At 48.2% G+C, this 20,481-nt stretch carries 17 protein-coding genes, 1 rRNA gene and 1 riboswitch; of the genes, 2 read left to right on the top strand and 16 right to left on the bottom strand.

The window, feature by feature from the left end:
* Positions 1-298: 298 nt before the first annotated feature.
* The 14 genes from purN to HP548_RS03695 form a co-directional block, all read right to left on the bottom strand.
* Entirely contained in the window at positions 299-916 is a 618-nt protein-coding gene (gene purN, locus HP548_RS03760; RefSeq protein ID WP_175380930.1) for a phosphoribosylglycinamide formyltransferase, read from the bottom strand.
* The gene (gene purM / locus HP548_RS03755; RefSeq protein ID WP_099858963.1) at positions 916-1,956 is read right to left on the bottom strand and encodes a phosphoribosylformylglycinamidine cyclo-ligase; all 1,041 of its coding nucleotides are present in this window, start codon (positions 1,954-1,956) and stop codon (positions 916-918) included. The genes purN and purM overlap by 1 nt, the downstream gene beginning before the upstream one ends.
* Before the next feature lie 596 nt (positions 1,957-2,552).
* Positions 2,553-4,031, bottom strand: coding sequence for an amidophosphoribosyltransferase (gene purF / locus HP548_RS03750; protein WP_175380929.1), 1,479 nt, complete (start codon positions 4,029-4,031; stop codon positions 2,553-2,555).
* Complete coding sequence (gene purL / locus HP548_RS03745; protein WP_175380928.1) at positions 4,016-6,259, bottom strand: phosphoribosylformylglycinamidine synthase subunit PurL; 2,244 nt, start codon at positions 6,257-6,259, stop codon at positions 4,016-4,018. Before purL ends, purF begins: the two co-directional genes overlap by 16 nt.
* Positions 6,237-6,926 (bottom strand): phosphoribosylformylglycinamidine synthase subunit PurQ, encoded by a 690-nt coding sequence (gene purQ, locus HP548_RS03740; protein WP_175380927.1) that lies wholly within the window; start codon positions 6,924-6,926, stop codon positions 6,237-6,239. Before purQ ends, purL begins: the two co-directional genes overlap by 23 nt.
* Positions 6,927-6,930: 4 nt before the next feature.
* Positions 6,931-7,176, bottom strand: coding sequence for a phosphoribosylformylglycinamidine synthase subunit PurS (gene purS / locus HP548_RS03735; protein WP_024633544.1), 246 nt, complete (start codon positions 7,174-7,176; stop codon positions 6,931-6,933).
* 601 nt (positions 7,177-7,777) lie between these two features.
* The gene (locus HP548_RS03730) at positions 7,778-8,650 is read right to left on the bottom strand and encodes a phosphoribosylaminoimidazolesuccinocarboxamide synthase (protein WP_076291581.1); all 873 of its coding nucleotides are present in this window, start codon (positions 8,648-8,650) and stop codon (positions 7,778-7,780) included.
* 237 nt (positions 8,651-8,887) lie between these two features.
* Complete coding sequence (gene purB / locus HP548_RS03725) at positions 8,888-10,186, bottom strand: adenylosuccinate lyase (RefSeq protein WP_063568205.1); 1,299 nt, start codon at positions 10,184-10,186, stop codon at positions 8,888-8,890.
* Positions 10,183-11,385 (bottom strand): 5-(carboxyamino)imidazole ribonucleotide synthase, encoded by a 1,203-nt coding sequence (gene purK, locus HP548_RS03720; RefSeq protein WP_099858957.1) that lies wholly within the window; start codon positions 11,383-11,385, stop codon positions 10,183-10,185. Before purK ends, purB begins: the two co-directional genes overlap by 4 nt.
* Entirely contained in the window at positions 11,382-11,867 is a 486-nt protein-coding gene (gene purE, locus HP548_RS03715; protein WP_076291681.1) for a 5-(carboxyamino)imidazole ribonucleotide mutase, read from the bottom strand. The genes purK and purE overlap by 4 nt, the downstream gene beginning before the upstream one ends.
* Positions 11,868-12,049: 182 nt before the next feature.
* Positions 12,050-12,151, bottom strand: a riboswitch (purine riboswitch).
* Between the two features lie 270 nt (positions 12,152-12,421).
* Positions 12,422-12,856, bottom strand: a complete 435-nt coding sequence (locus tag HP548_RS03710) for a universal stress protein (protein WP_024633549.1) — start codon at positions 12,854-12,856, stop codon at positions 12,422-12,424.
* A 187-nt stretch (positions 12,857-13,043) separates the two neighbouring features.
* A complete protein-coding gene (locus HP548_RS03705; protein WP_063568208.1) occupies positions 13,044-13,307 on the bottom strand; it encodes a DUF1294 domain-containing protein in 264 nt (87 codons plus the stop codon).
* 129 nt (positions 13,308-13,436) lie between these two features.
* The gene (locus HP548_RS03700; protein WP_162842470.1) at positions 13,437-13,574 is read right to left on the bottom strand and encodes a hypothetical protein; all 138 of its coding nucleotides are present in this window, start codon (positions 13,572-13,574) and stop codon (positions 13,437-13,439) included.
* Between the two features lie 58 nt (positions 13,575-13,632).
* The gene (locus HP548_RS03695; protein ID WP_175380926.1) at positions 13,633-15,762 is read right to left on the bottom strand and encodes a DNA topoisomerase 3; all 2,130 of its coding nucleotides are present in this window, start codon (positions 15,760-15,762) and stop codon (positions 13,633-13,635) included.
* A gap of 384 nt (positions 15,763-16,146) precedes the next feature.
* On the opposite strand from HP548_RS03695, the gene HP548_RS03690 reads away from it, so the two are divergent.
* Positions 16,147-18,081, top strand: coding sequence for an amidase family protein (locus HP548_RS03690; protein ID WP_175380925.1), 1,935 nt, complete (start codon positions 16,147-16,149; stop codon positions 18,079-18,081).
* A 237-nt stretch (positions 18,082-18,318) separates the two neighbouring features.
* Here the strand turns inward: HP548_RS03690 and HP548_RS03685 are convergent, their stop codons facing one another.
* Complete coding sequence (locus tag HP548_RS03685; RefSeq protein WP_175380924.1) at positions 18,319-19,314, bottom strand: ketoacyl-ACP synthase III; 996 nt, start codon at positions 19,312-19,314, stop codon at positions 18,319-18,321.
* A gap of 300 nt (positions 19,315-19,614) precedes the next feature.
* Between HP548_RS03685 and HP548_RS03680 the strand changes: the two genes are divergently transcribed.
* Positions 19,615-20,169: an NADPH-dependent FMN reductase gene (locus HP548_RS03680; protein WP_076291576.1), complete on the top strand. Its 555-nt coding sequence runs from the start codon at positions 19,615-19,617 to the stop codon at positions 20,167-20,169.
* 184 nt (positions 20,170-20,353) lie between these two features.
* Here the strand turns inward: HP548_RS03680 and rrf are convergent.
* A 5S ribosomal RNA gene (gene rrf / locus HP548_RS03675) occupies positions 20,354-20,470 on the bottom strand.
* Positions 20,471-20,481 lie beyond the last annotated feature (11 nt).

The following is a 20,481-nucleotide window of genomic DNA, read 5'->3' as shown; positions in this document are numbered from 1 at the left end:
GCGAAACACAACCGATTTATTTCCCGAGAAATATCACAAAATGCGTACCAATTTTCGACTTCTGTTATATAAGTTGAACGAATGAGTTTACACTAAAACACTACGAGTCCAGAATAATCTTTCGATCGCTGCTATTCCCAGATTTTTTGATTCCCTTTTCTTAAAGGGAAAATCCGGTGATAAAAGCGAAGCATATGCTTCCGATGCAGCTTTCTTTCAGAAAGCTTTTAGGCGAGCGCTTCGCTTCTACAGCTTATTTCTGGCCTCTCCATTAACGTGTAAAAGATTCCAACTTATATCAAACCGGTTTCCGTACCGTAACTTGTCGACCTTCGAGTTGAACCCCTCCCTGAGCAAACCAGGATACAACCTCAGGGTACAGCTGCTGTTCGGCAGCATGGATGGACCGACTGACGGATTCAGCCGTGTCCTCTGGCAAAATGGAAACCGGATGCTGGGCAATAATCGGCCCTGTATCCATGCCCCCATCCACAAAGTGGACGGTAACACCGGTGATTTTAACGCCATATTCCAGTGCCTGCCCTATGGCATCTTTGCCTGCAAACGCTGGCAACAAGGACGGATGAATGTTAATCAGTCGTCCTGCATAGCGATCCACGACTACTGAAGTCAACAATCTCATGTATCCGGCAAGAACAACCAGGTCAATGTTTCTGGATTCAAGCACTTCCACGATCTCGGCCTCGTAGGCTTCGCGGGAATCATAATTTTTGGGAGTAAACAGATGGCATTCCACACCTGCATCCTGCGCCCGTTGCACCACACGTGCAGCCGGTTTGTCACATACCAGCAGATCTATGGATGCCCCCAGCCCTCCGTTCCGTGCTGCATCAACCAATGCCTGAAAGTTCGACCCTTCACCAGAGGCAAATACAGCAATACGGTAGTTCGCCATTAAACATCCGCTCCCGTGAAGGTTACTCGCGCATCTCCTTCGGTCACACGTCCAATGATGTACGCTTCTTCACCGGATGCTTTCAATTGTTCCAATGCTTCACCTGCATCTGCTTCGTTCACGACCAGGACAAGTCCGATCCCCATATTAAACGTGGTGAACATGTCGCGGTTTGAGACAGATCCTTTTTCTTGCAGCAGGCTGAAGATTGGAAGAATCGGCCAAGAACCATAATCAATATCTACATTCACGCTGCTTGGCAGCATACGCGGGATGTTCTCGATGAAGCCACCACCAGTAATGTGGGCCATGCCTTTTACTTTTACCTTTTCAAGCAGGGACAGGAGTGGTTTTACATAAATTTTCGTTGGTTCCAACAGTGCATCACCCAGCTTGCCGCCCAATTCAGCGACTTCATCCTTCAAGCCCAATCCGGCTTGTTCCAACAAAAGTTTGCGTACCAAGGAGAATCCGTTACTATGCACACCGCTGGATGCAAGTCCGATGACCGTATCGCCAGGAGCAATCGTTGTACCGTTAATGATTTTCGCTTTGTCCACGATACCTACAGTAAATCCGGCAATATCGTATTCACCTTCACTGTACATACCCGGCATTTCAGCCGTTTCGCCACCGATCAGAGCACAGCCCGACTGATGACATCCTTCTGCGATTCCCGCAACAATGGCTTCGATTTTCTCCGGGATGACTTTGTCACAAGCCAGATAGTCGAGGAAGAACAGCGGCTCTGCGCCCTGTACCACAATGTCGTTCACACACATGGCTACAGCGTCGATTCCGATGGTATCATGACGGTCCATGGCAAATGCGATTTTCAGCTTGGTTCCTACACCGTCTGTACCGGATACAAGCACCGGCTCATCATATTTATCTTTGTTCAAACCGAACAGGGCGCCAAAGCCTCCCAGATCTGTCATCACTTCCGGACGGAAGGTACGCTTCACGTGTTTTTTCATCCGTTCAACCGCTTCGTTGCCTGCCGCGATATCGACGCCGGCGTTTTTGTATGCTTCGGACAAGTGGAATCAGCTCCTTTTTTTTCGCCCCTCCTAAATCCTCCCGCCCGGGAGGACCCCAAAGGACCTTGGCAGGCCCTCTGGACACCCGCCAAACAAGCGGTGCAGGGGTGGCTGGTATGATCTTGCTATGGTTGGTTCGTTCGTATGCTCGCGTGGTTGTTCGCCGATTCCGTTGGCCGCAGGCCACCGGTCGGCGAACCCCGCTTGGCTGCGCTGCGGGGTTCGCCCGCGGGGGCAGCTGCTTCGCACCGCTGCCCTGGCCCCTGTTGCTCCGCAAGGCGGGGCTTAAGGGCTCGGGCTTTGCCCGGGGGTAGCTGCTTCGCACCGCTGCCCTAGCCCCTATTGCTCCGCAAGGCGGGGCTTAAGGGCTCGGGCTGCGCCCGGAGGGCAGCTGCTTCGCCTGGCTGCCCGTGCCCTTGTTGCTCCGCAAGGCGGGGCTTATGGGCTAGGGCTTTGCCCGGGGGCAGCTGCTTCGCTTGGCTGCCTGAGCCCCTGTTGCTCCGCAAGGCGGGGCTAAGGGCTCGGGCTGCGCCCGGGGGCAGCTGCTTCGCACCGCTGCCCGGGCCCCTGTTGCTCCGCAAGGCGGGGCTTAAGGGCTAGCAGCTGCAGCCGAATTTCTCTTCGCCGCCGAAGTCGAGGCGGGTTGGGTAATCATTATCAAAACATGCGAGGCAAAGCCCGCCTTTGTAGTCATCCTGATTATCTCCCTGAATCGACGTAATCAGCCCATCGGGGCTGAGGAACGACAGGGAGTCCGCGTTGATTTCACGGCAAATTTCTTCCACCGACAGCTGAGATGCAATCAACTCCCGACTGTCAGGCGTATCGATGCCGTAGAAGCACGGGTTTTTGAATGGTGGTGATGTAATGCGTACATGTACTTCCGTTGCTCCGGCATCACGCAGCATGTTTACGATCCGTCGGGAAGTTGTTCCCCGTACGATGGAGTCGTCAATCATGACCACGCGTTTGCCTTCTACCACACGGCGCACAGCACTCAGTTTCATCTTCACGCCTTGTTCCCGCAGTTCCTGGCTTGGCTGGATAAACGTACGTCCGGTGTATTTGTTTTTGATCATACCCATCTCATACGGAATCCCTGTCTGCTCGGCGTAGCCGATTGCCGCGGAAATACTGGAGTCCGGTACACCTGTTACCAGATCTGCATCGACAAACGACTCAATCGCCATCCGGCTACCCATCCGTTTACGCGCAGCATGCTGGTTTGCACCATTCATGTCACTGTCCGGACGGGCAAAGTAGATATACTCCATCGCACACAGTGCCTTGCGGTGTTTGTGATGATCGAAGCGGTCCTCGTGAAGACCTTCCGCATCCAGCACCAACAGTTCACCCGGTTCAATGTCACGAATCAACTCTGCACCAATCGTCTCCAATGCACATGTCTCGGATGCGAACAGATACGCATCTCCCAATTTACCCATTGTGAGCGGACGCAGACCATGGGGATCAGAAGCAACCAGCAATTTGTCGTTGGTCATGATCAGAAATGCATAACCACCCACAATGCGCTGGAACGCATCCTTCGCGGCTTCTACCAATCCTTTGGAGGATCGTGCAATCAGATGGGCAATAACTTCGGTATCACTGGTCGTTTGAAAAATAGATCCGCTCTGCTCCAGCTCACGCCGAATAGTTGGTGCATTAACAATGTTTCCGTTGGTTGCTACTGCCAAATCGCCATCACGGTATTTGAATACTAATGGCTGTGCGTTCGTCAGCTTACTGTCACCACTTGTTGAATAACGGACATGTCCAATGGAAATATCCCCGGTCAACGTCTGCATCAGGTCTTTAGTGAAGACTTCCTTCACCAGACCCATGCCGCGATGATAGTTAAACTGGCTGCCATCACTCACACACATGCCTGCACTTTCTTCGCCCCGATGTTGCAGCGCATGCAGTCCATAATAGGAGAGCGAAGCTGCGTCAGGGTGTCTGAACACCCCGAACACGCCGCATTCTTCCTTCAATTTGTCGAGTCCTTCCTTGCCGGACCCTTCATTATAATAATCGCCTGTCCACAACGGTCCTGTCGTCAGTTCATGAGACATGGAATCGCATCCTCCCAGACCTGAGCCAAACCTCCTACAGGTTCGCTCACGGCTGATGTTCCGTTCAATTCAATCGTCAGGTTACTTCCTTCTACACGTCCAATCACAGCTACAGGTACACCGCGCTCACGTACAAATGCTTCAAGTTTACCCGCTTGCTCTGGCGTAGCCGACAACAAGATACGGGATTGGCTCTCACTGAACAGGGCGTGATCTGCACGTAATGCAGTCTCCACATTCACCTGTGCTCCTACGTTACCGCTGATACAAGACTCTGCGAGGGCAACAGCCAAGCCGCCTTCAGACAAGTCATGTGCAGAGCGAACGAGACCGGATTGAATAGCTTCCAACACCGTGCTGAGCAACGCTTTTTCCGTTTGCAAATTCAGTTCTGGCGGACGACCTTCCGTCTGACCATGAACCGCATATTGCAGCTCGCTGCCACCCAGTTCAGCTTTTGTGTCACCGAGGAGGATGATAACATCACCTTCGGATTTGAATGCTTGTGTCGTGATATGATCCGTATCATGAACGAGACCTACCATACCGACAACTGGCGTTGGATAGATAGAGCCTTTGGCGTTTTCATTGTACAGACTTACGTTACCACCGATGACCGGTGTATCCAGCACGCGGCAAGCTTCCGCCATACCGTCTACCGCTTTCTCCATTTGCCAGAAAATATCCGGCTTCTCCGGGTTACCGAAGTTCAGGTTGTCCGTGATCGCCAGCGGCTCTGCACCGGAACATACAATGTTACGCGCTGCTTCACTTACGGCAATCCGTCCACCTACTTCAGGATCAAGATAAACATAACGTCCATTACAGTCCGTTGTCATCGCGAGACCTTTGCGTGTACCACGAATCGTAACTACGGCTGCATCCGAACCAGGACGAACGGCAGTGCTTGTACGCACCATGTAGTCATATTGATCATAAACCCATTTTTTACTCGCTACTGTTGGTGAAGCCAGCACTTGTTTCAAAGCTCCGCCGAGATCCGACACTTCGTCGTAACGAAGCGTGTCGATGGAAGCACTTTGCTCGTAGTAGGCAGGTACAGAAGAAGGTTTGTCATACACAGGGCACTCGTCAACCAGTGCTGTTACCGGCATGTCTCCAACCACTTCGCCGTGGTGAATCAATTTCAGACGACCATCATCCGTTACTTTACCGACTTTGGCACAGATTACGCCCCAACGTTCAAAGATTTCCATCGCCTGCGCCTCATCCTTCGGCTCAACGACGAACAACATCCGTTCTTGGGACTCGGACAACATCATCTCGTAAGGTGTCATGCCTTCTTCACGCTGTGGCACCTGATCCAGATACAGTTCCAGACCATTACCTGCTTTACTTGCCATCTCTGCACTCGAACATGTCAGACCAGCGGCACCCATATCTTGAATTCCCAGCACGATTCCCGTGTCGATCAATTCCAGACAGGATTCCATCACCAGTTTCTCCATAAACGGATCACCAACCTGAACCGCTGTCCGTTGGGACTCGGATTCTTCCGTCAGTTCAACCGATGCAAAGGTTGCTCCATGAATACCATCCCGGCCTGTTGGTGGCCCAACATAATACACTGGGTTCCCCACACCTTTAGCTACACCGCGCTGGATCTTGTCATGATCAATCAGTCCCACACACATCGCGTTAACCAGCGGATTGCCTTCGTAGCTCTCATCAAACATCACTTCACCAGCAACGGTAGGAATACCGATACAGTTCCCGTATCCTGCAATACCTGCTACAACATGTTCGAACAAATATTTAACGCGATCGCTCTCCAGCTTGCCAAAACGAAGGGAGTTCAGCAATGCAACCGGTCTTGCGCCCATGGAGAAAATATCACGGATAATTCCGCCTACACCTGTTGCAGCACCTTGGTAAGGCTCAACCGCGGAAGGATGGTTATGGCTTTCAATTTTGAATACAACGGCCTGGTTATCACCGATATCCACGATACCGGCACCTTCACCAGGTCCCATCAGGACACGTGGCCCACTTGTTGGGAAACGGCGCAGTAACGGCTTGGAGTTTTTGTACGCGCAATGCTCGGACCACATAACACTGAAAACACCAATTTCCGTGTAGTTCGGCTTACGCCCCATGAACTCACAGATCAGCTCATACTCGCTGTCAGATACGCCCATTTGTGCGTAAAGTTTATGTTCTGCGACCTGTTCTGCCGTCGGTTCCTTAGCGGATAGCTGCTGCGTCATGCCGATCCCTCCATGCTTTCAAAATAGATGTAAACATACGTTTGCCGTCTTCCGAACCCAGTAGTGAGTCCACCGCGCGCTCTGGATGTGGCATCATGCCAACCACGTTTCCACCCTCATTACAGATTCCCGCGATATCACCCAGGGATCCGTTCGGGTTGCTTCCATACGTAAAGACGATCTGGTTATTAGCCTGCAAACTCGCGAGCGTTTCCTCGTCACAGTAATAGTTTCCTTCACCGTGAGCAATCGGAATAACAATCTCTTCCCCAGGTGCATAGTCACGTGTAAATGGAGTATCTGCATTCGCTACTTTCAACACTGTATCGTGACAACGGAATTTCAGCGACATATTGCGGATCAATGCACCTGGAAGTAATCCCGCCTCAGTGAGGATCTGGAATCCGTTGCAAATGCCCAGAATATATTTACCTTGTTTAGCAGCCTTAGCTACCTCGTTCATTACGGGTGCAAAACGGGATATCGCTCCGCAGCGCAGATAGTCACCATAAGAGAAACCACCTGGAACTAGGATACAATCATAAGCCGATAGATCTGTAGCCGTGTGCCATACATAATCAACCTCTTGTCCAATCGCATCTTCTACTGCTTTGTAACAGTCGATGTCGCAGTTGGAGCCAGGAAACACAAGAACTGCAAATTTCATGGGATTAACCCTCCAATTCGTAGCGGTAATCTTCAACAACGGTGTTAGCCAGGAGCTTCTCACACATTACTGTCAATCGTTTCTCCGCTTCCGCACGGTCTGTTGTATCCAGAGTCAGTTCCATGACTTTACCAATCCGTACACTTTCCACTTCATTGAATCCCATCGAGTGCAGGGCACCTTGAACAGCTACTCCTTGCGGGTCGAGAACGCTTTGCTTAATAGTGACATAGACGGTTGCTTTGATCATGATCCTTATGTTCCTCCTCAGTAATGAACGGGATAAATGCTTTACGCTGTTAAAAAAAGTGACTTGGGAGCTTGCTCCGGGGCGGATTGTTCTTCCGGTCGCTGTTGTCCCCAGGTTTTTTTGATTGTTTTGAACCGCTCTGCGGTCAAAACCCGGGGACAAAGGCGAACGCTATCGCTCCTTTAAGAACAATTCCGCCCCTCCGCTAGTCCATGCGACGTTTTTTAAAGGCCTAAACCCTTTTACGTTGCACGGTGTGTAATGGTCGGGACTGACCATTACGTGAAACCAGTGAATGGTTTTTAAGTTACTTTAGTAATTAATGAATTTAATTCTCGTAATCTTTTCAGGCTTCCCTACCTGTGGGAAGCCATCGCTCTTAATTGCCTCATCCCCCAGTTTGACACTGGCGGAGGGAAAGATTTGAGCTGGAGAAGCGTAAGCGTTCGCCTTTGCAACCGGAATGTTTCCTTTTGAAAAAAGGATTCCAATCAAAACATTCCGGGGGCAACAGCGATCGTAAGCCAAACTTTCCCGTAGCCTACACTCAAACGTTAGCCTCCTCAAACTTTCCCGAAGCTCACTGAAACGTTACAACCTATTATTTCGTTAGACGATTATAAATATCGACGTATCTTGCGGTTGTGGCCTCCACTACCTCTTGTGGCAGCGGGTCAGGTTTGCTGTTCTTGTCCCAATCGCTGCCTAACAGATAGGTGCGCACTGGCTCTTTATCCATGCTGTCGATCTCGATATCGAGTGCATAATTCTCCTGGGCCCAGAAGCGAGAAGCGTCTGGCGTGAAGATTTCATCGATCAGAATGACTTTGCCATCGACCATGCCGAACTCGAATTTGCAGTCTGCGAGAATGATGCCCCGCTGATCGCAATAGTCGCGAGCGAATTCGTAGAGACGCAGGCTCTTTTCCTGAAGCTCAATCGCGAGAGTATCTCCCACAATTTCTTTCATTCGATCCATCGAAATGTCTTCGTCATGACCGACATCGTTTTTAGCTGCTGGGGTGAAGATGGGAACGTCGAGCTTGGCGTTTTTGCGAAGTCCATCCGGCAGCTTGATGCCGTTGACCTCTCCGCTTTTCTCATATTGTCTCCATCCACCACCGGTAATGTATCCACGCACCACACATTCAATATCAATGCGCTCGGCTTTGCGGGTCACCATGATGCGGTCTTTGAGCAGTCCAGAATCAGTAATGATATCGCCCAATTGGTTTACATCCGTATGCACCACGTGGTTATCCATCATGTCGCCCGTCAGTTCAAACCAGAAGCTGCTCAGTTTATTAAGCACATTGCCCTTTTCGGGAACGGCTGGGTCCAGCACATAGTCAAATGCCGAAATCCGGTCCGTAACCACGATGAGAAAATGTTCACCCAGATCGTACAACTCACGTACTTTTCCCTTATATAACAAAGGAGCTTTAACGAGATCTGCCGCAGTGGACAGCGCCATGGAGGCTCACCTTCTTTCAGGAGATGTAAGGCTAAGAACAGAATCCTGATGGTGCGGACTCCACTTCGATGACAGAACAATCTTCCGATCGCTGTTATCCCCAGATTTTTTGATTCCACTTTTTCAAAGTGAAAATCCGGTGATAAAGGCGAACGCTTCGCTTCTTCAGCTTATTTCTGTCCTCTGCGTTCCCAGCCGACCCATCATTCAGTTCTCTAGCCTTATGAGAGTATTATATTAGTCGTTCAAACCAAGCTTTTTGAAGATGGTGTCTACGTGCTTCAGGTGCCATGATGGGTTGAACGCATCTGCGATTTCCTCTTCGCTCAGCACTTCCGTGATTTCCGGTGTGGATTTCACGATATCCTGGAACTGGCGTTGTTCTTCCCATGCTTGCATCGCACGTGGTTGAACAGTATCGTACGCTTGCTCGCGGCTGAAACCTTTGTCGATCAGCTTCGTCATGACGCGACCGGAGAATGGTACACCGAAAGTGCGCTCCATATTGCGTTTCATATTTTCAGGGAATACCGTCAAGTTCTTCACGATGTTACCAAAACGGTTCAGCATGTAGTTCAACAGCATCGTTGCATCCGGCAGAATGATACGCTCTACGGAAGAGTGCGAGATATCACGCTCATGCCACAGTGTCACGTTCTCGTATGCCGATACCATATGTCCACGAATGACGCGGGACAGACCGGAAATATTTTCACTGCCGATTGGGTTACGTTTGTGCGGCATTGCAGAAGATCCCTTTTGACCTTTCGCAAATGCTTCTTCCACTTCACGGAACTCACTCTTTTGCAGCGCACGTACTTCTGTAGCGAACTTGTCCAAAGATGTTGCGATCAATGCCAGTGTAGCCATGTATTCTGCATGACGGTCACGTTGCAGCGTTTGAGTTGAGATTGGTGCAGGCTTCGTACCCAACTTCTCGCAGACAAACTCTTCAACAAATGGATCGATGTTCGCGTATGTGCCAACTGCTCCAGAGATTTTACCGTACTGTACGTTGTCTGCCGCGTGGCGGAAACGCTCCAGATTCCGTTTCATTTCTTCATGCCAGAGTGCCATTTTCAGACCAAATGTCGTTGGCTCCGCATGCACCCCATGTGTACGTCCCATCATTGGCGTGTGCTGATAAGTCTTCGCTTTGTCACGTAAAATTTCGATAAAGTTCACGATATCACGTTCCAAGATTTCGTTTGCCTGACGGAGTACATATCCGAGAGCCGTATCAACGACATCCGTGGAAGTCAGTCCGTAGTGCACCCATTTCCGCTCTGCTCCCAGACTTTCCGATACCGTACGTGTGAAAGCAATAACGTCATGACGTGTTTCCTGTTCAATCTCGTAAATGCGGTCGATGTCAAAAGAAGCGTTCTGACGAAGCAATGCTGCTTCTTCCTTAGGAATGACGCCAAGCTCTGCCCAAGCTTCACATGCACAAATTTCAACTTCCAGCCATGACTTGAATTTGTTCTCCTCAGTCCAAATAGCTCTCATTTCGGGTCTGCTATAACGTTCGATCATAAATTTGTATTCCTCCAAAGATTAGTTTGTTCAATCCATTGTAATCCTTCTTCGACATCCTGACAGAGCAGATTGACATGCCCCATTTTCCGTCCTTTCTTCGCTTCGGATTTACCATATATATGAAGCTTAGGAATCACACCGAGTTCCAACGCTTCCGCGTCAGCCTGACCCGTTCTGGCAATTATACCTTCCAGATGTTCTCCAAGCACATTGACCATAACAACCGGGCTCAATAATGAAGTATCTCCAAGCGGCAATCCGCAAATCGCACGAATATGCTGTTCAAATTGTGATGTTGCACAGGCCTCCATCGTATAGTGACCGGAATTATGCGGCCTAGGTGCCAACTCATTCACATACAGTCTTCCATCTGCCGCAACAAACAACTCCACTGCGAGCAATCCAACGGCTTGTATGGATTGAGCCACTGCTGCTGCCAACTTCTGCGCCTCAATCTGTATTTCAGTCGCCACTCTTGCGGGTACAATCGAAGCATGCAAAATGTTGTTCACATGAATGTTCTCCGCAGGCGGGAACGTCTTAATTTCTCCATTCGTGCTGCGTGCAACAACGACTGAAATTTCGCAGTCAAACTTGATGAATTGCTCCAATACCAGTTCCGCACCGGTAGCTGCGAGTTCTTCATAAGCAGCTACCGCCTGATTGGTTTCGCGAATAACTCGTTGCCCCTTGCCGTCGTATCCGCCGGTCACCGTCTTCAGTACACAAGGAACACCCAGTTCACTCACTGCTGCCTTCATGGTGTCCTTGCTTGTAATTTCCCGGTAAGGAGCTACACGTACACCAGCCGCCTCAATGGCTCGTTTTTCACGCAAACGATGCTGGGTTGTGTACAATAACGCACTTCCTTGCGGTACATAGGATTCCCGTTCTAGGAGAGAAGCAACATCTGCATCTACATTCTCGAACTCATAAGTGATTACATCACATTGCCGAGCCAGGTCGAGTGCAGCCTTTTCATCGTCATATCCCGCTTCAATCTGATCGGCAATTTGTCCACAAGGAGCATCTGCTGCCGGATCAAGTGTAACGAACCGATAACCCATCGCTGTTCCGGCAAGTGTCAGCATCCGTCCAAGCTGCCCACCTCCAAGAACACCGATGGTTGTTTTTCCTGGGAGCAAGACACGTTCTGCTTCGCCTGCTGATCCGGATTGAATTTTTGTATTCGTCATATTTCGTCACTGCTTTCGAGCACTTCTTGTTTGATTCGCTCTCTGCGGGCTTCGCTGCGACGCTGGACATCCTGGTCAAAAGCACCGATGATCTGAGCCGCAAGCAATCCGGCATTCGTTGCACCTGCCTTGCCAATCGCGACCGTTGCGACGGGAATGCCGCCAGGCATCTGAACAATGGACAGCAAGGAATCGAGACCATTTAGTGCCTTGGATTGCACGGGAACTCCAATGACCGGAAGCATCGTTTTGGAAGCGACCATACCGGGCAGATGTGCCGCCCCGCCCGCACCTGCAATGATGACCTTGAATCCACGGTCAATCGCTTGCTCCGCATATTCAAACATCAAATCTGGTGTGCGATGCGCAGATACGACCTTTTTTTCATACCCAATCTCCAGCTCGTCCAGCACCTCACAAGTATACTTCATCGTTTCCCAATCCGACTTACTGCCCATAATTACAGCTACCTGTACTGACATGAATACATCCAACTCCCGTCTGAGCGTTTTGGTTTCATCCTGTTGCATCTCGTTTATTGTGAAATGAAAAAATCCGCTACCCGCGAAAACATCACATTTTCTCCGGACACCGGACTCCAAGAAATACGTATCCCGCATTTGGGCATGCCAAAGGCAGGCTTGCTGTCCGCATCTTCATGCGTCTCTCAGCCGTATCTCCTCGTAGTCCGGAAATTTACGGTTCCCGGGTAGATACTTCCGGGCCCTATTCCCGGCGTTATACGAGCAAATATCTATTTCAACAAATTAATTCATTAATATTGAAGATTCCACATCTTTCGAACCTACTCGACCTTATATATAACTGATCGACACATCTAACATTCTAACAATCCCCTACAGCTAATGTCAACTTAAAGACGAACATTTAACATATTGACAAATGTAATGTTCGGAAATAACCGATCATTCGAAGATACAGCAACCCTTTTATTCCAAAAAAGAAAGCCGACCCCTCTTCAACCTATCGAAGACAGCCGGCTTTTCTCTATTATGTGTATACACACATTCTATAATTATTTCACGATAAGTACCGGAACCTGAGCATGCTGAACTACGTTGTGACTGACGCTGCCCAAGACAAATTCCCGGATTCCACCAAGACCACGACTACCAATAATAATAATGTCCGATCCGTTTTCTTTGGCATAATCGAGAAGAACCTCGGCAGCAGCTCCTTGAATCAGATCCACGTTCGCTGTAACGCCAGCAGCCTGAATCCGCTCTTTCGCTTCATCCGTTGTTTGCACCGCCAAATTATAGTAGTCATTATTCAATGAAGGTGGCAAAGGTGCCAGTCCTTCCCCGATGAATACACGTGGAAAGTCAAAGGCATGGATAACATCCAAAACAGCACCCGGAGAAACTTTGGCTAACTCAATCGCACGATCAAGTGCCTTATTTGAAGCTTTCGAACCATCATATGCTACTAATATTTTGGAGAATAACATGTAAATCCCGTCCCTTCCTTTATATGTAGAACATTCGAAGCCAGCTTCGGTCTGACATAAAATACAAGAACCATGTAACTCCTTAAACGTCCCCAGGTCTAAATGAACCATTTATAAGAAACATTTTACATAATCATTCTAGTCATTCACCTGGAGTACAGCAGATCCTAACCATTCAATCCTTACCTTATTGCAGGAAATACCCATAGATTACCGCATTTAGGAATAACAACAACGGAATGCCGATCGTAAAACTGGGATGTTTGGTCTTGTGACGTTTACGATACATTGCAATCCATACCCCCAATGCCCCACCAATAAAGGCCAGCAGAAACAGCGTTCGTTCGGGTGTACGGTCTCGACGGCGCTGAGCACGTTTCTTGTCATCTGACATGACCAGGTAACCTACTACGTTGATAAATAAAAACCACAGTATCAATCCGGTTTGCATATAATTCTAGCGGTCCCCCTGTCCCGGGACATCTCCCTGTACCTCCATTATAGTCCTCTGAAGGAACATGATCAACGCGAGAAGGGAACCGCAAAGATATTTAGAAGCAATGAATCCCGAATACCGAACCTATGACTCCTGTTTAGGAATACCATTCAGGTTTGGTGCTCTTTTTGCTGCCTTTTCGGGACGTACAGAGATACTCTCTTCCTGAATGCTGTCTTTGTTCTGTTGGTTATGAATCTTTTCTGGTTTGTTATGTGGCATCTACGTATCACCTCCTAGGCTTACGTTGCCTGAAAAAGGAGAATCTTATACGACAGTCTTACTCTCCCTTTTTCTCCATGGCTGCCTTCAACAGTTCTCCCAGATTGGAGCCGATCGACTCCTGTTTCGCATATTGTTTGACCAGCTTTTGCTGATCACGTTTGTTCACATGCTGTTTGTCTTTATCCAATGTTTCCGTTATGCCGCAAGGCAGACATTGCACGTATAAACCTGCCTTACCCTCTTTAATTTCCATCTTTTTGTGACACTGTGCACAGCGACGGTTGGATAATCGTTTTTCAGCCGAACGACGATATCCGCAATCCTCTGTTGGACATACGAGGAACTTGCCACGTTTACCCTTCTTCTCAAGCAAGCGTGCATTACAATCCGGGCAGTGACTATTCGATACATTATGCGGCTTATACTCCGCTTTGCTTCCTTTTACCGTAGACACAAGCTCTTTCGCCATTGAACGAATGCTTTCCAGGAAAGGCTCTGGCTTCCCTTGCCCACGAGCAATGCGCTCGAGTTCAGCTTCCCAGCGGGCTGTTAAATCCGGTGTACGCAGCTGAGGAGCAGCCAGTTCAATTAACTGTTTTCCTTTTCCCGTTGGATGCATGCTGTTTCCTTGACGATCGATGGTGTCGGAACTTACCAGCTTCTCGATAATATCCGCACGGGTAGCCGGAGTACCCAGTCCATACTTCTCCATTTGGGAAAGCAAAGCTGCCTCGGTATACCGTTTGGGCGGCATCGTCCGTCCACTTTTGATATGACAACGTTGAACCGTCACGGACTGACCTTGCTGCACGTCTGGCAAAAGCGCACGCTCATGGTCTGAGGAATCTTCAGCACGATCATCATCCTCATCGCTATAATCTCCGCCGTACACTTCCCGCCAACCACTTTCTTTCACCGTTGTGCCTTTCACATGGAAGGAATCGTTACCCACCTGAACAGTAATCGCAACAGAGTCGTACTTCGCAGCCGGATAGAACAAGCTGATAAAACGGCGTACGATCAGATCGTATAACTTACGTTCCTCTGGATTCAGCTGATTGAGGAGAACCGTCTGTTCTGTTGGAATGATCGCGTGGTGATCGGTTACCTTGCTGTCATCCACGATACGTTTGGTGATATTCAGATTTTTACGCAACAACGGACGAGCCAAAGACGCATAGGGGCCAATCGCAACACTATCCAGTCGTTCTTTCAGCGTTCCCGTCATATCCGATGTCAGGTAACGGCTGTCTGTACGTGGGTAGGTTACCAGCTTGTGCTGTTCATAAAGGCGCTGCAGCACGTTCGATGTTTGCTTGGCGGAAAAACCGTATTTCCGGTTGGCATCCCGTTGTAATTCCGTCAGGTCATAGGCCAGTGGATGCGGCTCAACCTTTTCACTTTTTTTCACTTGGGCAATTGTACCCTTACGACCCTCTATACGTTTCTTCAGTTCTTGTGTCTCTTGCGGATCGAAGATGCGTGAATCGCCACCAGCAGCACGCCATACCGCCTGAAAACCTCCCAGATCGGCCGTTAACGTCTCATACTCCTGCGAACGGAAACCGTTGATCTCATTTTCCCTGTCCATAATCATGCCAAGTGTGGGGGTCTGTACCCGTCCAGCTGACAATTGTGCATTAAATCGAACCGTCAATGCACGCGTCACGTTAAGACCGATCATCCAATCTGCTTCTGCCCGGCAACGTGCCGATTCATAAAGACGATCAAACTGGCTGCCTGGCTTCAGTGATGCAAATCCATCCTTGATTGCCTTGTCCGTCTGGGATGATATCCACAGCCGCTTGAACGGCTTTTTCCACTGCGCCATTTGCATAATCCAACGAGCTAGCAATTCACCCTCACGTGCGGCATCCGTTGCAATGACCAATTCACCAACATCCTGACGTTTCATCAGCTGCTGTACGGCTTTGTATTGATGGTTTGTCTCTTTGAGTACCTTTAGCTTGGTCCGTTCAGGCAGAATCGGCAGATCCTCCAGATTCCAGGTTGCATACTTTTTATCATAGTCCTCTGGTTCAGCCAATCCAACGAGATGTCCAAGCGCCCAGGTCACGATATATTTCGGGCCTTCCATATAACTTTTATGTTTATCACGCGCCCCCATCACTCTGGCTATTTCGCGTGCCACAGATGGTTTTTCTGCGAGTACTAATGTTTTCACTCCATCTCTTCCTTTCCTTAATAAAACCTATAACTTTATTGCTTCCATCAATGATTAAGATAATCTTCCACTTCTATCTTTTCATTATATCATTTCATGGTATTGGTTTGCTTTGGCTTCACAAATAACGATGTCCCTCATGAAATGTCTATCTCGCGACTTTTATGTCACATTAGTTGACACAATATTCTTCGACAATTTCCTTCTGTGAATGGAATTAGGAGCATTTGATAGGATCTATAGCGATAATATAGTATGTATACGTTTTTTTGGATAAATATGAGTGTTGTAAGAATACCTTACATGTATTTAGAATGTGACAAAAGCAACTATATCAGATTCGCTAACACACATCATTGATACACAGGAAGGGAGCGTGGATGCATGACTTATCATGGATCTATATTGAAAAAAAGTGGGGCCTTGTTGTTGGCCGGAGCAGTTGTTGCCACAACATGGGGAGGAGCGATTCCCGCAGCGTCAGCTGCAACAGCAACGCCTTCGAGCAAAACTACGGTTGCAGCCGTAACAGCTGGTAAGGCTCCTGTCACTGGAATTGCATTTGTTCAAGCCATGGAAGAAGCGGCTACACTTGCAGGTGTTCCTTTTTCCATGGACAAGCTTTCCGGCTCGACAGTACAGCGTAAGGATGCTGCTTTAGCTTTGCAAACCTGGCTGAAGCTGGAGTCCACTCCAGAATCGTTCAAGGATGTGCCGGATCAGGCGAGCTATGCCGGTGCCGTTGGTGCGCTGAACAACGCTGGGTTGATGAAAGGATATACCGACGCCCTCTTCCTTCCTAATGCAGTACTTACCCAAAATGATGTCGCCATATTGAAAGACCGCATTTATAACTACATAAAACCATTTGTTCTAGAGGAAGCCACCATTACGGATCTCCAGGCTGCCATGACGCAAGGAAAGCTGACATCCAAAGAACTTGTGCAGAAGTACCTGGATCGCATTGAAAAATACGATGATCAGGGTGTGAGCATTAACGCAGTCCTGACCTTGAATCCGGATGCCCTCAAAATCGCTGAAACGTTGGACGAAGAACGTGCAGCTCAAGGCCCACGCGGACCTTTACATGGTATTCCGGTTTTAGTTAAAGACAACTTTGATACCAACGATATGCCTACAACCGCAGGCTGTATCTGTCTGAAAGATTCTGTACCTGCTCACGATGCTGAACAAGTGAAGAAGCTCAAGGCAGCCGGGGCCATTATTTTGGGCAAAACCAATCTGCATGAATTCGCATTCGGCATCACCACATCCAGCTCGCTGGGTGGACAAACACTGAATCCTTATGCGCTGGATCACTATCCAGGCGGGTCGAGTGGTGGTACGGGTGCGGCTATCGCTTCAAACTTCGCAGCTGCAGGCATGGGTACTGACACGGGTGGATCAATTCGTATCCCTTCCAGCTTCAACAGCCTTGTCGGTATTCGTCCAACGATCGGACTGTCCAGCCGTGAAGGGATCATTCCTCTTGCATTGACACAGGATGTCGGAGGGCCTATGGCTCGTACCGTGAATGATGCCGCAATCATGCTGGATGCTACAGCCGGCTATGACAAAAACGATGTCGCTACCGCTTATGCTGTAGGCAAAATCCCTTCTAGCTATACAGACTTCCTGGATGTAAACGGTCTGAAAGGTGCACGGATCGGTGTGGCCACCGAACTCATCCCAAGCACCAAAGCTGAGGAAAAAGCCGTTGCTGACGTGATTAACAACGCTGTAGAAGAACTCAAAACGCTGGGAGCTACGGCAGTCCCGATCAGCATTCCGAACCTGGCTGAAATCAACAAATACCCAAGCTTGAGTGGATACGAGTTCAAATTCCAACTTAATGACTATCTGGAGTCTCTTGGTGACGAAGCCCCTTATCACAGCTTGTCCGAAATTATTGCTTCCGGGCAGTTCGACAAGTCACAAGAACAGTCGATGAAAACTCGTGATGCGCGGGAAACGTTGGAGACTGCCGAATATAAGGACATTGTCCTGAAACGCACTCAAATCACACGTGAGTCCTTGCTGAAAGTTATGGCGGACAACAACCTGGATGCCATCATCTATCCGACGTCCACGCAAGCCGCTGGTGTTATTGGCGAAGGACAAAACTCCGGTGGTAACAACCGCTTGAGTCCATTCTCTGGCTTCCCGGCAATTACTGTACCTGCTGGATTTACAACTGAAGGTCTGCCAGTAGGTATGGAATTCCTGGGCCGCGCCTTTGATGAAGGAACCTTGATCAAGCTGGCTTACAGCTATGAGCAAGGGACTCATCACCGCCAAGCACCAAAGCTCACACCATAAATTGTTCATCAGATTAATTTAAACTACGATAAAAATAACGCAAACATTTATACTAAATTGTCTGCTTCGTAGGGATTGGCGGTATCAAATACAAAGCCCAATCGCTATCGATCTAGATAACCTTATCTTTAATCATTCTGCTACACAAAAAAGTACACCCTTTTCATGCGTTCATGGAAAGGGTGTACTTTTTTCTGTTATCTCAATTCATGCATGAAAAGAGTTTTATCTGTTTCTTTAATTGGTATCAGGTACGCTCCATCTAAGCACAAGACCTGCGTAGGTCAAGCCGCCTCCAAAACCAAATAGGGCTATTTGATGCCCACTCTTTAATTTCCCTTCGTCTACTGCAAGTTGTAGAGCAAGAGGAATGGAAGCTGCGGATGTATTACCTCGGTATTCCACACTTGTTAAAGTTCGTTCCAGCGGAATAGGACCGCGTTCACACACCGCTTCAATCATTCTTAGATTTGCACTATGGGGTATAAACCAATCGATCTGCTCCGGTTTCATCTCTGCTTTGGCTATAAGCCTACTCAATTGTTCTGGAATCGTGCGTACTGCCCACTTATAGATCTCTCTGCCATTCTGGACAAGGCATCCCTCACCCTGTAGAGGTACGCCATTCATCTCAGAAGAAAGACCACTCTTATAGAGATGAATACCGCCTTCTCCACTCGTACCTGAAATGGCTGCCATAAAATCACCTTTCTCAGCAGCTCTTTCTACCAAAAACGCCCCTGCCCCATCGCCGAACAATACACATGTCGTACGGTCTGTATAATCGGTAATCTTGGACAACGTCTCTGCTCCAATAACCAACACTTTATGGTACATGCCACTGGTTACCAGACTGTCAGCCAGCTGTAATCCATACGTAAACCCCGCACATGCCGCATTTAAATCAAGCACTCCCGTATGTGAAATCTTGAGATTCGCCTGTACTCTGGATGCTGTGCTCGGGAATGAATATTCAGGTGTGCTGGTAGCAACCAGAATCATATCCACATCTTCTACACTAACATTATAACGACGTATCATATCTTCTACAGCCTTGGTGGCCAGATCAGATACAAATTGATCCTCAGCTGCTATGCGCCGTTCTCTCATTCCTGTACGCTGTACAATCCATTCATCACTCGTGTCGACCAACTTCTCCAAATCAGCATTACTTAATATTCGATCCGGTACATACGTACCCATTGCGGTAATGGTTGACATTGATTGATTCATACCGGTAGTCACCTCGATTGTTTTTTACTATTATAGCACTAAGTATTAGTACTTGGTACTAATTTTAAAAAATATTTATTATGATTCATTCCTCAGTGGTTTATTTTAAGCGCTCTATTCATCCTATTACCCATAGTCATACAAACTATCGCATGCAGTTTTAATGAAGAATTGTGGATATCCTCTGAGTAACATGAAGAATGCCTTAATTAAATGCGTTTTCTATAGACAGTCCATTCCAACAGGAGGAAAATAAACAGATTGCCCTACATTACTAAAGAATAGAGATGATGTATACCTATGAAAAAAGAATATAATATCCTTGCGATTTCCGGCAGTCTGCGCAATCAGTCCTCCAATACGTTACTAATGCATGCCATAATTAAGCTGGCTCCTTCTTACCTTAAGTTTGGAGTATATGGTGGATTAAATGATTTACCGCATTTTAACCCTGACCTCGATATTGAGAAAGGTCCTGAGTCCGTGCAGAATTTGAGAGCCCAACTGAAGAATTCTGATGGAGTTCTGATTTGCACACCGGAGTATGGAAATGGAGTTCCTGGAGTCTTAAAAAACGCATTAGATTGGATTGTATCTTCTGGAGAATGGCTCAATAAACCCACCGTTGCCATTACTGCTTCTCCAAGCCCCATGGGCGGTGACAAAGCCCATGCTTCACTATTGCTGACGTTAAACATGATTAATGCCCAAATCTTACATGAGGCTTCTCTAACCATTCCTCATATTACATTGAAGATGAACAAACAAGGAGTCATCATTGATTCAGAAACCCAGCATGCATTGGAAAACTCCCTTTTATGCCTAGGGCATGCATGCAACCAAATGGATAAATAGATAGACAGTCTACTTAAATTAAACTGACTATAAAGAAATGGAAAACCTAAAAAGTTTTAGTACTTCGCATAAATTGGAATAAAAAAACAGCCCTGGATTTCCTTCGGGCTGTTACGGTTTATATTAGAAATATAATATTAGACAAATAAAAACCACCGCCGAATAACATCAGCAGTGGTTCTTTGCTTGGCGGCGTCCTACTCTCCCAGGACCCTGCGGTCCAAGTACCATCGGCGCTAGAGGGCTTAACGGTCGTGTTCGGGATGGGTACGTGTGGAACCCCTCCGCCATCGCCACCAAACGCATAGCTTA

Source organism: Paenibacillus taichungensis (assembly GCF_013359905.1).
Classification (GTDB): domain Bacteria; phylum Bacillota; class Bacilli; order Paenibacillales; family Paenibacillaceae; genus Paenibacillus; species Paenibacillus taichungensis.
Note: the sequence above shows the minus strand (reverse complement) of the source record. Positions and strands in the feature narration are given on the sequence as shown.